The 14,592-nt window shown below is 75.3% G+C and carries 14 protein-coding genes; 11 read left to right on the top strand and 3 right to left on the bottom strand.

Going from position 1 to position 14,592, the window contains the following annotated elements:
- Positions 1-125: 125 nt before the first annotated feature.
- The 5 genes from OO57_RS19355 (at position 126) to OO57_RS19335 (ending at position 6,282) form a co-directional block, all read left to right on the top strand.
- Positions 126-632 (top strand): sigma-70 family RNA polymerase sigma factor, encoded by a 507-nt coding sequence (locus OO57_RS19355; RefSeq protein WP_033253785.1) that lies wholly within the window; start codon positions 126-128, stop codon positions 630-632.
- Complete coding sequence (locus OO57_RS19350) at positions 629-1,369, top strand: hypothetical protein (RefSeq protein ID WP_033253784.1); 741 nt, start codon at positions 629-631, stop codon at positions 1,367-1,369. Before OO57_RS19355 ends, OO57_RS19350 begins: the two co-directional genes overlap by 4 nt.
- A gap of 119 nt (positions 1,370-1,488) precedes the next feature.
- The gene (locus OO57_RS19345; RefSeq protein ID WP_063737595.1) at positions 1,489-2,307 is read left to right on the top strand and encodes a PIG-L deacetylase family protein; all 819 of its coding nucleotides are present in this window, start codon (positions 1,489-1,491) and stop codon (positions 2,305-2,307) included.
- Positions 2,308-2,382: 75 nt separating this feature from the next.
- Positions 2,383-3,381, top strand: coding sequence for a LysR family transcriptional regulator (locus OO57_RS19340; RefSeq protein WP_033253783.1), 999 nt, complete (start codon positions 2,383-2,385; stop codon positions 3,379-3,381).
- A 228-nt stretch (positions 3,382-3,609) separates the two neighbouring features.
- Entirely contained in the window at positions 3,610-6,282 is a 2,673-nt protein-coding gene (locus OO57_RS19335) for a collagenase (RefSeq protein ID WP_033253782.1), read from the top strand.
- Between the two features lie 106 nt (positions 6,283-6,388).
- On the opposite strand, the gene OO57_RS19330 is transcribed toward OO57_RS19335, so the two are convergent.
- Entirely contained in the window at positions 6,389-7,624 is a 1,236-nt protein-coding gene (locus tag OO57_RS19330; RefSeq protein WP_033253781.1) for a hypothetical protein, read from the bottom strand.
- Between the two features lie 58 nt (positions 7,625-7,682).
- A complete protein-coding gene (locus tag OO57_RS19325; RefSeq protein ID WP_033253780.1) occupies positions 7,683-8,276 on the bottom strand; it encodes a GrpB family protein in 594 nt (197 codons plus the stop codon).
- Between the two features lie 118 nt (positions 8,277-8,394).
- Between OO57_RS19325 and OO57_RS19320 the strand changes: the two genes are divergently transcribed.
- From OO57_RS19320 to OO57_RS43945, 6 genes are all read left to right on the top strand, one after another.
- Entirely contained in the window at positions 8,395-9,198 is an 804-nt protein-coding gene (locus tag OO57_RS19320) for a hypothetical protein (protein WP_158715170.1), read from the top strand.
- Between the two features lie 82 nt (positions 9,199-9,280).
- Positions 9,281-9,664 (top strand): VOC family protein, encoded by a 384-nt coding sequence (locus OO57_RS19315; RefSeq protein ID WP_033253778.1) that lies wholly within the window; start codon positions 9,281-9,283, stop codon positions 9,662-9,664.
- Between the two features lie 151 nt (positions 9,665-9,815).
- Complete coding sequence (locus OO57_RS19310; protein WP_063737594.1) at positions 9,816-10,982, top strand: hypothetical protein; 1,167 nt, start codon at positions 9,816-9,818, stop codon at positions 10,980-10,982.
- Positions 10,983-11,525: 543 nt separating this feature from the next.
- The gene (locus OO57_RS19305) at positions 11,526-11,999 is read left to right on the top strand and encodes an SsgA family sporulation/cell division regulator (protein WP_051777961.1); all 474 of its coding nucleotides are present in this window, start codon (positions 11,526-11,528) and stop codon (positions 11,997-11,999) included.
- Between the two features lie 222 nt (positions 12,000-12,221).
- On the top strand, positions 12,222-13,514 hold the full coding sequence (locus OO57_RS19300; RefSeq protein WP_033253777.1) for a hypothetical protein: 1,293 nt from the start codon (positions 12,222-12,224) through the stop codon (positions 13,512-13,514).
- Positions 13,515-13,648: 134 nt separating this feature from the next.
- Positions 13,649-13,813: a hypothetical protein gene (locus OO57_RS43945; protein WP_158715169.1), complete on the top strand. Its 165-nt coding sequence runs from the start codon at positions 13,649-13,651 to the stop codon at positions 13,811-13,813.
- Here the strand turns inward: OO57_RS43945 and OO57_RS19295 are convergent.
- Complete coding sequence (locus OO57_RS19295) at positions 13,806-14,486, bottom strand: PaaI family thioesterase (protein ID WP_033253776.1); 681 nt, start codon at positions 14,484-14,486, stop codon at positions 13,806-13,808. The genes OO57_RS43945 and OO57_RS19295 overlap by 8 nt on opposite strands.
- Between the last annotated feature and the right edge of the window lie 106 nt (positions 14,487-14,592).

Below are 14,592 nucleotides of genomic sequence, written 5' to 3'. Positions count from 1 at the left end.
CCGCACCACCGGCCAACCCGTCACCCGATCACTCATCGCCTACGACCACTGACCCACTTCGGAACTACTCGTCTAGCCCTTGGCATCAATCATCTAGTGAACGACGTAAGGGAGGGAAAGCACCTGTGACCCGATGGGAAGACACACTCACCGACCTGGTGAGCACCCGCGGCCCGGCGCTCAAACGGTACGCCTACTTGCTCACCGCCTCCGACGAGGCTGCCGAGGACCTGCTCCAGGAAGCGCTGCTCAAGGTCTTCACCAGCGGACGCCGCCGAGGAGTCCCCGGAGCCGTCGAAGCCTACTTGCGCACGGCGATGCTCAACACCTTCCTCGACACCGTCCGCCGCCACCAGCGATGGCTGCGCATCCTGCCCGCGCTGAGCCCGCGCACCTCCGTACCGGACCACAGCACGGCGGTGTCCGACTTCCATGACGCCAGCGCCGCCCTGGCCGCGCTCTCGGACCGCCAGCGCGCCTGCGTCGTACTCCGCTACTACGAGGACCTGACGGTACCGGAGATCGCGACCAGGCTCGGAATCTCCCAAGGATCGATCAAGCGCTACCTCGCCGATGCCACGGCCCGCCTGCAACCACTGCTGCAGTCCACCGACGGAGGAGAGAGCACGTGACGGAGAACCCCGACGACCTGAGCCGAATCCTCCGGCACGCCGCCGCCGACGCACCGCCGCCGCGCACCGATCCACAGCGGACGATCGCTCTCGTGCGCCGTCGCCGGCGCAACCGGGCGTTCCTCCTCGGATCGACGGCAGCCTTGGCGGCTGCAGCCGTCGCAGGCGTCCTGAGCTCGCTGCCCGGACACGACGGGCCCGTGTCCGCCGCTCCCGGTGCGCTCGGGCCCGCCTCCTCCTGCGGGGCTCCCCTGCCTGCCGACGTGGACCTGCGGCCGCCCGCCGCGGTGGCTCTGGGCATCAGCGGCGTTCACAAGCGCACTGCCCAGGAACCGCCTTCGGTGGAGGTGTCCGTCAGCACCGACCGCGAGGTCAAGGTCGTTCCCACCGGAGTGATCGAGATGCAGGTCCTGGTCCTGCACGACGGAAAGGTGGTGGACAGGATCGGCGGCACGTCATTGCCGCAGGGCGCCCCCTCCGATGCCGCGGTTCCTGCCATCGGCCGCCAATGGCAGGTCTCCCCGACGGCCCTTCACGTCGAACAGGTCGCCCCCGACGCCCGAACGCGTTGCCCGAACGTCGACTGGACGCAGATCTGGGCCTCACCGGCGGACTACCAACTCGTCGCCGTCATGAGCGAACCCCGCGTCTACGACACCGACGGCCCGTTGCCCGTGTCCACCACAGATCCGGCCGACCCCGTCATCATGTCCGGACAGCAGCCGCTCGGCCGGTGACAGCCGAGGAACACCACCACGGTGGCCTCACCGCAGCCATCGGTCCCACCCCGCCCGGAGGGCCTAGCGTGGGACGGCGGGCGCGCCCCCGAGCCGCGTCCGGGAGAGGTGGTGGCGGGATGGAACTGCCGGACGTGCTGGGCGTGTTCGCGCACCCGGACGACGAGTCGCTGGCGGCGGGCGGGCTGCTGGCCCGGCACGCGGAGGCCGGGGCGCGGACGGCCGTGGTGACCGCGACGTGGGCGGAGGGGACCCACCGGGTGCCGGAACTGGCGCGGGCGCTGGCGGAGTTGGGGGCCGGTGCGCCGCGGCTGCTGGGGTACGCGGACGCGAAGGTCCCGGAGTCGGCGCCCGGCGCGGTGCGGCTGCTGGACGCGCCGGTGGCGGGGGCGGTGCGGCAACTGGTCGCCCAGTTGCGCGAGTTCCGGCCGAGCTGGGTGGTGACGCACGACGCGCACGGCGGCATGACCGGGCACCCGGACCACCGGCGGACCCACCGGCTGACGGTGCTAGCGGTGCGGGCGGCCGCCCTGCCGGACCGGTACCCGGAGCTGGGCGGGCCCGTCCGGGTGCGGCGGCTGCTGCTGGCGACGCACCCGGCGGGGGCGGCCCGCGAGCTGGCCCCGCTGCTGCTGCGGCCGGGGCGGACGGCGCACACCGTGCCGGACGGGGAGGCGTGGGCGCTGGACGTCTCGCCGTGGCTGGAGCGCAAGCTGGCGGCGGTGTTCGCGCACCGCTCGGAGGTGGAGCGCGGCGCGCTGCCGGGGCGGCTGGCGGCCGCGACCCCGGCGGACCGGGTCCGGATGGCGGGCACCGAGTGGTACCAGCTCCTCCCGCTGCCGGACACCGGGGCGGACCGGCCGCTGTCCGGGGATCTCCCACCGTCGGAGGACTTGACGCGGCACTGCCGGGGAGCGAAGGTGAGCAAAACCATCTGACATGTTGCGTGTGACATTGCATAGCCCCGATGCCACCGCCGAGGCGGGGCCGCCCGCACGCGAGGAGGCCCGGCCGTGGATCTGGAACTGCGACACCTGCGGGTGCTCTGCGCGATCGCCGACAGCGGCAGCGTGGGCCGGGCCGCGGCGGCGATCGGCGCCTCCCAGCCCGCCACCAGCACCCAACTACGGCGCATCGAACGCTACTTGGGCGCGGTGGTGTTCGACCGGACGGCGGCCGGAGTGGTGCCCACCACCTTCGGCGCGGAGGTACTGGCCGCGGCCCGCGAGGTGCTCTCCCGGGTCGACCGGCTGGGCCGGGCGGCCGCCCCGGACGGCGAGCGCCCGCACCGCGAACTGCGCCTGACCACCGACTGCCCCGCCCTGCTGCCCGGCACCCTGGCCCGGGCCAGACAGCTCAGACCGGAGCTGCGCTTCACCCTGGCCCGCGGCCGGGACGCCGAACCCCCCGTCGACCTCGCCCCGCCGCTCGACCACCACGACGGCGCGGACCGGGCCCGGGGCGACGAGTTCGCCGACCTCGCCCTGCTGCTCGACCACCCCGGCTCCGGCCTGCGCGCCACGCCCGCCCTGGCGGCGCGGGCCGTCGCCACCGAGCCGGTGTTCGTCGCCCTGCCCACCGGACACCCGCTGCGCCACCACGCCGAACCGGCACTGGCCGACCTGGCGGGCGAGCACTGGCTGCTGCCCGCCGCCGACGGCGCCTCCTGGCCCGCACTGCTCCGGGCGGCCTGCGAGGCCGCCTCGTTCGCCCCCGCCGGGGTGCGGGAACTGCCGTGCGGGCGGCGGGAGGTGCTCGACTTGGTGGCCGCGGGCCTGGGGGCAGCCCTGGTGCCGGGCAGCACGGCGCCGGTGCCGGGCGTCTCCGTGAAGCCGCTGCTGGGAACGCCGCTGTGGCTGCGGTACGTGCTGCTGTGGCAGCGCGCCACGATCGGCCCGGGCCTGGCCGACACCCTGTTCGGGGCGGCCGCGGCCGCGTACCGGGAACTCGCCGCCGAGGCTCCCCACCTGCACAGCTGGGCCGGTCGCACCTTCCGCCCGCCACGCACCTGAGGCCGCGCCCCCGCAGCCCGCGGTCCGCGGTCCGCGGTCCGCAGTCCGCAGTCCGCAGTCCGCAGTCCGCAGTCCGCGCCAAGCCTTTCCCGGCCGTGTTATGCCGCGTTCATGCAATGTCATATGACCTGTGACATTGTTCTGACGCTGCTTCCGGTGCCAGGATGCTCACCGCGTCACCCTCCCCCAACTGATGTGCTCAGTGAGCTCCCTCCCCCAGGAGAAGCAGTGCGTCTGCGCATACCCCTCCCCACCCTGGCGGCCGGCCTGCTGGCCGGCTGCACCGTCGCGGCCACCCTGCTGCCGGCCTCCCCCGCCGCGGCCGCCCCCGGCGGGCAGTCCGCGAAGGCCGCCGGTACGGCGCTCTCCGCCCCGGCCGCCGCCCCGGTCTCCGCCTCCGCCTCCGCCGAGGACGCGAACGCCCCCGGCGGGGCCGTCCCCAAGCCGCTCGGCCCGATCGTCGACGCCGCCCCCGAGAGCCTGACGCCGGTGGCGGCGCCGCTGCCGCCCGCCCTGCTCGGTCAGGTCCAGCTGGGGCAGCCGAAGGGCACCGCCGTCCAGACCGCCCCGCGCCCGGCGGAACAGGGCGCCGGGAAGGCCCCGCACGGCACCCAGGCCGCCGCCTCCGTCTCCGCCGCCTCCGTCTCCGCCGCTGCCGCTGCCGCTGCCGCGCCGAGCTGCACGTACGCCGACTTCGGCAGCCGCTCCGGTACGGACCTGGTGAACTTCGTCAAGTCCTCGACGAACACCTGCGTCAACACCCTGTACAACGTGACCGGCACCGACGCGGGCGCGATCTTCAAGCAGGCCAACATGCTCACCGTCGCGGGCGCCTTCAAGGACCTGGCGGCGGCCTACGACGGCACCAACAGCTCCGGCATCCTGCAACTGGTGCAGTTCCTGCGGGCCGGGTACTACGTGCAGTCCTACTACCCGTCCCAGGTCGGCGGCTACGGCGCCACCCTGACCGGCGCCACCCGGGCCGGCCTGGACGCCTTCTTCGCGGGCACCCGCTGGAAGGACGTCACCGACGCCAACGGCCTCGTGCTGTACGACGTGCTGGTGCTGACCGACAGCGCCAACGTCCAGGCCGAGTACCTGAAGGTCTACCGGCAGGTGCTGGACGGCTACGACAACAGCTACAACGCGACGCCGAAGATGGTCAACGCGGTCAACTCGGTGCTGTTCGCCCCGCTGTGGCGCGGCAACTGGAACACCGACTTCGTGAACGCGATCGGCGCGGACACCTCCCTGGTCACCTCGCTCGGCAACTTCGCGCTCGACCACCGCGACCTGCTGGGCACCTCGAACGCCTTCCTGGACGTCAACGCGGGCAACGACCTCGCCCGGATGGCCGGGACGTCCACCGCCGTGGAGAGCGCCGCCAAGCCGCTGGTCAAGCAGATCCTGGACACCACCCAGATCCTCGGCGCGACCGGCCCGCTGTACGTGCACGTGGCGTTCAACGCCAACACCTACGACCACGGCCAGTGCTCGTACTACGGCACCTGCGACCTACCGAACAAGCTCGCCGACGCCGTCCTGCCCAACGTCCTGGTCTGCGACAACAAGACGCTGCGCGCCCAGGCCCTGACGGTGGCCCAGCTGCAGCCGGTCTGCGACAGCCTGCGCGGCGAGGACGCCTTCTTCCACGGCCTGGTCAAGGACAGCGGCCCGGTGCCGAACCAGTACGGCAAGACGGTCGTCATGCCGGTGTTCGCCAGCGCCGCCGACTACCAGACCTACTCGTGGGCGATCTACGGCAACTCGACCGACAACGGCGGCCAGACCGTCATGGACGTCACCGACCCGAACAACCAGCCGGTGTGCGTGATGTACCAGAAGTCGTGGAACGACGACTTCGCGGGCAACGTGTGGAACCTCAACCACGAGTACACCCACTACCTCGACAACGTCTACGACATGAAGGGCGACTTCGCCGCCGAGACCTCCGTCCCGGACATCTGGTGGATCGAGGGCGTCGCCGAGTACCAGTCGTACGCCTACCGCGGCGTCACCGACACCCAGGCGATGGCCGAGGCGGCCAAGCACACCTACAAGCTGTCGACGATCTTCCAGAACACGTACGGCAATTCGGACTCCACCCGGGTCTACCCGTGGGGCTACCTGGCCGTCCGCTACATGTTCGAGAAGCACCCGGCGGACGTGCACGGCATGCTCGGCCACTTCCGCACCGGCGACTACCAGGGCGGCTACGCGGTCTACAACGGCCTCGGCACCTCCTACGACGCCGACTTCGACGCCTGGCTGAGCGCGTGCGCGAGCGGCGCCTGCTTCGCCACCGGCCCGACCGCGCTGTTCGACCAGTCCGTCAACGGCGCCACCGTCACCCTCACCGACCGCTCCGTCGTCACCAACTCCCCGGCGCAGATCACCGGTTGGCACTGGACCTTCGGCGACGGCAGCTCCTCCGACGAGCGCAACCCCGCGCACACCTACGCCAAGGCGGGCACCTACACCGTCGCCCTGACCGTCACCGACGCCAACGGCCGCACCACCGCCACCCCGGCCTCGGTCACCACCACCGTCGACGGCGGCGCCCCCGTCCTGCCGCTCTGCACCGACCAGCGCACCGACGCGATGGGCCAGAACTGCCGCCGCACCGGCCGCGCCCGCACCGCGGGCAGCACCGACTACCTGTACGTCTACCTGCCAGCCGGAACCACCACCCTGAAGGTCACCGCGAGCGGCGGCACCGGCACCGCGTACCTGTACTACAACGACACCACCTGGGCCTCCCCGAACGCCTTCACCGCCTCCTCCACCAACCCGGGCACCACCCAGAGCATCACCGTCACCACCCCCACCGCCGGCTACCGCTACCTGAGCCTGTACGCGGTCACCGACTTCTCCGACGTCACCATCAGCACCCAGTTCTGACCTGCTGACCCCCACCCGGGCAGCCGCGGCCCCCGCGCCGCGGCTGCCTCCGGCGTTCCCCGGCCCTCAGCCCAACCGCCCGGCCCTCAGCCCAACCGTCCGCCCCTCAGCCCAACCGCCCGGCCGCAGCCTCCCGCAGCTCGTCGTCCTCCACCGGGCTGTCCCTCAACTCGGCCAGCCGGAACTCCAGTTCCCCACCCACGGGGACGTGCCGCACCGCGTACAGCCGGGCGTCGGGCTCGCAGTCCCAGAGCGACTCGCTCAGCAGCGGCGCCGCCGCGTCCGGGTCGATCGCGTGCAACGCCCGCAGGTAGGACGGGCGTTCGTAGCTGTGCGGGGTGAGCTGCCAGAACCGGCGCAGCAGCGGCCCGGCCTCCGCGGCGGCGGGGCCGAGCCGGGCCAGGCCGTCGGAGACGAGCTTCGGCCCGCACCACGCGCGCTCCTCCCACTGGCTCGCCAACTCGGCCACCAGTCGCGGGACGTCGCCGGTGCCGCCGTGCTCGGCGAGCACCTGCACGCCCAGCCACTGCAGCCAGTGGCGGTCGTCGTCGGCCCACTCCCGGGCCGGTCCGACCGCGAGCGGACCGAGCCGCCGCACCGCACGGTGCACGCCGCCCAGCGCCCGCCCGCCGGAGCCGTCACCCCCATCGGTCGACAAGTCAGGTACCAGGGCTAGGAGTTCGACCGGAACGGTGGGGCGCTCGGCCAGGGTCCGCAGGGCTTCGCCGCGCTCCCTGGAAGAGGATTCCGGGTCCGTCAGCACGGCGAGCAGCCGGTCGGTGCGGGGCGTGCTCCGCACCGGGCGCCGGGCCCGCGGCGCGGGCTCCCGCACGGGCAGCAACTCCCGCCAGGTCAGCCAGGGTTCGAACCCCCAGAGTTCCGGCCGCTCCCCGCCGAGGCGGCGCACCGCGTCCGGCCCCAGGTCCTCCCACCAGTCCGTCGGCCAGTTGTCCGCCAGGACGGACAGCGCCTTCTGCCACCACTCGCCCTCCCGCACGTAGCGGCGCAGCGCCTCCCGGGCCGGTGCCGAACCCAGCAGGGCGAGTCGGGCCAGCGTCTCCCGGGCCCACTCGGAGCCGTTCTCGTCGGGGTTGTCGAGCTGCGCCAGCAGCGGTTCGATCGGCAGCCCCAACTCCCGTACCAGGTAGGCCTGGTAGTCGGCCCGCTGGTCGACGCTCCGGTCCCAGCGGGTGTCCCGGTGCAGGCAGTCGAGCACCGCCTCGGCCCCGGCCGGGCGATCGGACAGGGCGTACGCCCAGCCCAGGCCGCGGCCGCGTTCGAGCGCGCCGAGCAGGGTGTCGGGCGGGGAGTAGGACCAGGCGGCGTCTTCGGTGTCGGTCACGGGCGACGAGGGTGCCCGACGCCCCGGCCGGACGCGAACGGTTTTCCGGCCGTCCGGTTCAACTCCCGTACGGGGACCATCCGGTGGCGGTGGCCCAGGGTTCGGCGAGGGCGACGACCAGGTCGACCACCGGGTCCTTGACGTCGGCGTAGGTGTCGTGGTCGGCGACCGCCCCGGCCAGCGCCCGCTTGAACGCGGCGTAGCCCGGCACCGCCTCGGGGTGGGCGCGGAACCAGTCGCGGAACAGCAGCGCCAGCCGCTCGTTGGGCGAGCCGAGCAGCCGCACGTGCAGGTTGCAGTCCGGCCCGGCGGCCGGGTCGCGGCGCACCCACAGCCGCTTCACCCAGCGCTGCGGGTCGTCGTCCGACCCGGCCGGGACGTGGTCGTGCCGGTGCGGCGAGCGGCGGAAGCCGAGCGCGCCGAGCGGCCCGTCGAAGTCCCGCTCGGCGGCGGCCAGGTCGGCGACGCCGATCTGCACGTCGTACACCGGCTTGGCGGCCATCCCGGGGACGGCGGTGCTCCCGATGTGCTCGACCCGCACCGCCGCCGGGCCGAGCGCGGCCCGCAGCCCGGCGGTGAGTTCGGCCGCCCGTACGGGCCAGGCGGGGTCGTAGGGGCGGACGAGGACGGCGGGCTGCGGTGCGGTGGACATCCGGCCGAGTCTAACGGGGGCGGCGGGTGACGGCGGGGGCTCCCGCGGGTACACCCGTGCCGTGGCGGTGGGGGCCGTGCCATCGGGGTGGGCCCGCTGCCCGATGACGGGGGTCGTCGTGGGAACGGTCGGTGTGGTGTACGCGGTGGTCGGGCTGCTCGGGGCGTGGCTGCTGCGCCGACTGCCCGTCCGGGGGCGGACGGAGGGCCTGTCGGCGGCCGGGGTCGCGGCGGTGCGGGGCGGGGGCCGGGCGGCGCTGGCGGTGGTCGCCGTGGAGCTGTGGCGGGCGGGGGCGATCGAGGTCGGGCGGTCCGGGCGGCTGCGGCGGCTGGTGCACAGCGCCCCGGGCCGCGGCACGGCCCCGCTGCACCGGGCGCTGCGAAGCGCGCTCGGCCGGGAGCTGTCGCTGGCCGACGCCGCCGTCGCCCCGGCCGTGCGACGGGCCCGGGCGGAGCTGCTGGCCGAGATGGCCGGGCGCGGCCTGCGCTGCGGGCGGGCCCGGCTGGCCGCGTCGGCCCTGCTCGCCCTGGCCTCCGCCGGAACGGCCGTGGCCCTCGCCGTCCGGGGCGACCTCGCAACGGGCCTGCCGCTGGCGGCACTCGCGCTCGCCGTCCCGTTCACCCCGGCCCGGACGCCGGCCGGGCACCGGCTGCTGCGCGACCTGCGCCGCCTGCACCCCCTGCCGGAGGCGGACGCCGCAGCGAACGCCGCAGCGGACACCGACCCGGCGGAGGCCGGGCTGCTGACCGCACTGCACGGGCGCCGGGCACTGCGCCTGCTGGCCCCCGGCTTCGCCGCCCCGGCGGGCCTGCTGGGCCGCCGGACGGCCCGGGAGACCGTGGCCCGCTCCGAGGGCGACGCGTTCGGTTTCGGCACCGTCCCCACCTCCGTCCTCAGCTCCGGCGACAGCCACGGAGCCTGAACACCCCGGCCCGCCGCCCGTCCGTCCCGCCGTACGCCCATCCCGCCGCTCGTCCGTCGGTGCGGTGGTGCATCCTGCGGGGATGGACGCACGCAGACCCGGCATGTGGTGGGGCACCACCGTCGAAGCACCCGACCCCGGTGCGCTGGCCCGCTTCTACGTGGCGCTGCTCGACTGGCACCTGGGCCACGAGGAACCCGGCACCGCGGTGGTCGCAGCCTCCCCGCAGGGGCCGTTCCTGGTCTTCCAGCAGGCCGACGGGTACCGACGGCCGGTGTGGCCGCCGCAGGAGGGGCAGCAGCGCCCGATGATGCACTTCGACTTCCAGGTCGCCGACCTGGACGCCGCGGTGGCCGAGGCGGTGGCACTGGGCGCGGTGCTCGCCGAGCACCAGCCGCAGGAGCACGTCCGGGTCCTGTTCGACCCGGCCGGGCACCCGTTCTGCCTCTGCCACGACCCGTCCTGATCCGGCGCCGCGCACCCGCTGGCGGCCGCGGAGCGCCGTCGGCGGGTGCGCGGCTGGGCCTCGCTCCCGCCGTCCGTCCCCGCGGGCGGGCCGTCGGCCCGTCCGGGACCGGCGTGCCGGGGCGGGGCGGGGGTGGGGGATCATTCTCGGCATGACCCCCGTTCTGCTGTTCGGCCTGGCCGCGTTGTTCGTGCTGTTGACGCGGCGGCGGACCCCCGGCGGGCGGCCGGTGCCCGGGGCGGCGGAGGTGGCCGGGTTCGACCCGGGGGCGTACGGGCTGGTGCCCTCGGCGGAGTTGGACCCGGGGCGGGGCGGGCCGCCGATGCGGCTGCTGCGGCGCAAGGAGCTGGAGGCGCTGGCGGACTCCTGCCTGGCGGGCGGCTGGCGGGCCGCCGAGGCGCACGTGGCGGCGGCGGGCGAGGACTGGGACGAGCGCTGGTCCCGGCTGGACTTCCTGACCCGGATCGCGGCCGAGCGCGACGAGTGGCTGACCGCCTGGGAGGAGGCGGGGACGGACCGGTGCGCCGCCGCGACGGTCCGGGCCCGGCTGGTGGTGCAGCGGGCCTGGGAGGCGCGCGGCGGCGGCTTGCCCGCGCAGGTCGCGCCGGAGCGGGCGGCCGCGTTCCGGGCGCAGCTGGCCGTGGCGCACGAACTGGCGTGCCGCGCCGCCGAGTCGGACCGGCGCGACCCCGGCCCCTGGGTGGTGATGGTCGCCGCGGCACGCGGGATGCGGCTGCCGCGGCGGAGGTTCCGGGAGCTGTGGGGCGAGGTGGTGGCCCGGGCGCCGCACCACGTCGGGGGGCACTGGCAGGCGATGCAGTACTGGTGCGCCAAGTGGCACGGCAGTGACGCCCTGATGCTGCGCTTCGCGGTGCGCGCGGTGCACGGGGCCCCGGCCGGGTCGCCGCTGCCCGGGCTGTACCTGCAGGCGCTCACCGAACTGGAGCTGCGGCACGGCCCGGGCGGGCTGCCCGGCGGCCGCCGGTACCGGGAGCTGCTGCCCAGGGTCGCGGCGGCGCTGGACGGGACCCCCGCCGCCAACGACCAGGTGCCGCTGCTGCGGCACCTGCTGGCGCACTTCGCCCTGCTGTCCCGGCAACCCGCGCTGGCGCTGGAGCAGTTCCGGCTGATCGGACCGTGGTGCGGCGCCCACCCGTGGTCCGCGGCGCCGAACCCGGTCCGGGCCTTCGACCAGGCCCGGGCGCTGGCCGCGACCCTGGCCGCGCCCCTGACCGGGAACGGGATCGGAAACGGGGGCGGGAACGGGACGGAGGGCGCGAACGGGACGGAGGGCGGCCGGACGGTCTCCGGCGCCTGACATTCCGGCTGTTGTCCGGACGAGTCGGACGGCCCGCCGGGGGCCGCCGGGCCGCTTCCGGGCCGCCGCCGGGCCGCTTCCGCGGCGGGATCCCACCCGTCCGGCGCGGCAGGCGGACGAGTGGCGTGACCGCCCCCGGGTTCGGTCGTTATCCCCGGACGTGAGTGCCGACCCCTGGGCCCCGATGGGCGTCCGTGACGAAACGATTCAGCAAGCCCCCATCTACGCAAGACTGGTGACGCTGTGGCACCAGTCCGGCCGTACCGTGCCCGGCCGCCGGGACCACGAGTGGTCCCGGCTGGTCACCCCGCCCCGGTTCTCCGCCCACCCGGCCCCCGTACGGGAGCACTGCTCCCCGCCGCCCCCGCCCGATCCCGGGGCGGACGGCGCGGCAACGGGGGCCGCCGTCCCCGCAGCGCAGGCCCCCGCAGCGCCGGTCCCCGAACCGCCGGGCACACCCCCCGCAGCGCAGGCCCCTGCCCCCGCCACACAGGCCCCCTCCCCCTCCCCCGTCCCGTCCGTCGTCCGTCCGAGGGAGGCGTCGTGAGCCACCGCAACACCCCGCGCGCGTGGCTGCGGCGCAACGGCGAGCCGGACTGCGTGCTGCTGCTGGACGTGACGGTCTCGCCGTGCCCGGGGCTGCGGGTCTCGGTGCCGGCCCGGCTGCGCTACCACCGGGCCGATCCGTACGCCGTGCACCTGGACTGCCACGTCGACCTGGAGGAGCCGATCACCTGGCTGTTCGCCCGCGAGCTGCTGGTGGAGGGGCTGGAGGGGTGGGCGGGGATCGGGGACGTGACGATCCGGCGGTCGACCGCGGACGGGGACCTGCTGGCGATCGCGCTGAGCACGCCGGGCCAGACCGCGGTGCTGCACACCCCGGCCGAGCCGGTGCGCGGCTTCCTGGAGCTGACCCGCCGGCTGGTGCCGGTCGGCGCCGAGCACCGGTACCTGGACGCGGAGGGGATGATGCGCCGGATGCTGGAGGAGGCCGGGGGCGCGGAGCGGTTCGAATAGCGCCGGCAGAATTGAATAAGAGCGGACAAGATGATCGTATTCCCGCCGGGTCATCACATTCGGCCATTTCCGATACCCCGGTGTCGAACGGTCGACGCTCGGCGGAAATCGGTATTCGCCGTCGGCGCCGCCCGTTATTCTGGGGCCAACCCCTTAGGTGGTCCGCACAAGGAGTTGTCGATGCCGCACACCCGTGGTCCGAATGCCGCATTGCGCGGTTGCATGGCGGAGGCCGGGTGGAACGGCCCGGCGCTGGCGGCCGCGTTGCAGAAGGTGGCCCGGGAGAGCGGCTTCAGCGTGGGCTACGACCGGACGACGGTGGCGCACTGGCTGTCCGGCACCCAGCCGCGGCCGCCCGGGCCGCAGTTGCTGGAGGAGGCGTTCGCCCGGCGGCTGGGCCGCCCGGTCTCGCGGGGCGAGCTCGGCCTGCAGTCGGCCGATCCGGCGCTCGCGGAGGAGTCCGGCCCGGAGTCGGCGGACGCCCTGACGGGGCTGCGTCGACTGCATTCCTGGCCGAATTCCGGCGAGCCGCAGGACGAAACGTTTCAGCCTCCGCTGTTCCAGATCCGGCTGGTGCCCGCCCCGCGCCCGGCGGCGGGGCCCGGACCCTCCGCCGGGAACGCCGCGCCCCGTCCGCCGCTGGTGCCGTCCGTCCGCCGCTCCGGCCCGGAGCGGGTCGGGGCCCGGCAGGTGGAGGCGGTGCGGGAGATGACGGCGTTCGGCGCCCGGCACTACGACGGGTACGGCGGGGCGATCGCCCGCGGCCTGCTGCTGGGCTACCTGCGCGACCAGGTACTGCCCTGGGCGAAGTCCCCCGCCGGGGGCCCGCGGCACGCCGAACTGCTGGTCGCCGCCTCCCAGTTGGTCCGCCTGGTCGGGCGGACGTACACCGACGACAACCGGCACGGCGAGGCCCAGCGGCACTACCGGCTGGCGTACCAGCTCGCGGCCGAGGCACAGGACGGACCGGCCCAGGCGATGGCACTGCGCGACCAGAGCACCCAGGCCGGGGCCCTCGGGCACCAGGCGTACGCGGCCCGGCTGGCGGACGCGGCGGCCGAGCACCTGCCGCCGGACGCGGCCCTGGGCGTGCGGGCCTTCGTGCTGGCCCAGCAGGCGGTGGCGGCGGCCCGGCTGCGGCAGTCCGCGCAGGCGCTCAAGCACCTGGAGGGCGCGCAGCACTGGGCGGGGCGGGCGGCCGCGGAGGGCGGCCCGCACCGGTACCCGGAGCCCGCCCTGCTGTACCAGGCCGCGCAGGTGCACCGCTCGCTGCGGGCCACCGAGTTGTCGCTGTCGTACCTGCGGGCCTCGCTGCGGGCCCGGCCCCCGGGCGAGCACCGGACGATCGGGGTGTCCCTGTTGCAGCTCGCGCACCTGGAGCTGGACGCGGGCAACATCCACCAGGCCCGGCGGGCGTACGCGAGCTTCCGGGAGCGGCAGGACGCGCTGCGCTCCCCGGCGACGGCCCTCCAACTGTCGCGCCTGGAGGGCCGGTTCGCCCGACTGGGCGGGTAGCCCGGCGGACGGCGGAGCGGACCGGGGCGCGGCTCACCCCGCCGCCGGGGCATGCCGGGGCGCGCCCCGGCGGCGGGGTGAGCCGTGCGGGCGCGGTGGTTGGCGGGCGGGGGCGGCGGTGATCAATTGACGTCATGAACGATCCCTCGTACTACCCGCTGCTGCGGCCCGCCCCTTCGTGGACGATCGGCCGGGAGGCCGTGGAACGCCCGGCAGTTGACGTCGTTCCCGCGGGCGGCGGCGCCCCGCCCCCGGAGGTGCCGGACCGGGCCGGGCCCGGCACCGGGCGGTTCAGCTGACGGGGGCGGGGGCGGGGGCCGCCGCGTCCGCCGCGCCTGCCACGTCCGCCGCCTGCGGGTCGACGGGGCGGACCAGCATCAGCGCGGTGGCGGCGGCGAGCACCTCGCCGTCGCCGCCGGTGACGTCGGCCCGGGTGAGGATGCGGCTGCCCTGCCGGTGGGTGACGGCGCCCAGGCAGCCGACCTCTCCGCCGGGCGCGGGGACGGGCCGCAGGTACTGGAGGCTCAGGTTGGCGGTGACCACGGTGTGCCGGGGCGGGACGAGGGAGGCCACCGCGAGGCCGCACGCGGTGTCGCACAGCGCGGCGAGGTACCCGCCGTGGGTGTGGCCCGGCCAGCCCTGGTGGTCGGCCGCGGTGGTGACGGAGAGCAGCACCTCGCCGGGCGCGACGGCCACCACCCTCATGTCGAGGAGGTCGCTGAACGGGAACAGCGCCCGCGCGACGCCGCGGGCCGCCCGGACGGCGTCGAGGCCGTTCATCCGCTCCAGCCGCCCGTACAGGGAGCCGTACAGGGAGCCGTCGGCGGACGCGGCTTTCGGACCGGACGGAACGGGGCCGGACGGAGCGAGGCCGGACAGCGACGGGCCGGACGGCGAGGGGGCGGGCCGGGGGGAGGGGCCGGGCGGGGTCGAACCGGGCGGGGTCGGGCCGGTTCGGCAGGGGTTGGGCATGGGGTTCTTTCCGCTCGCGGGCGTGCTGCGCCGCCCGAACGACGTACCGGGTCGCGGGTGACCGTCCCGGTGGGCGCGGTGCCGTCGCGCCGCCGGGTTTCCCGGT

The organism is Kitasatospora phosalacinea (assembly GCF_000717185.1).
In the GTDB taxonomy this organism is placed as follows: Bacteria; Actinomycetota; Actinomycetes; order Streptomycetales; family Streptomycetaceae; genus Kitasatospora; species Kitasatospora phosalacinea_A.
Note: the sequence above shows the minus strand (reverse complement) of the source record. Positions and strands in the feature narration are given on the sequence as shown.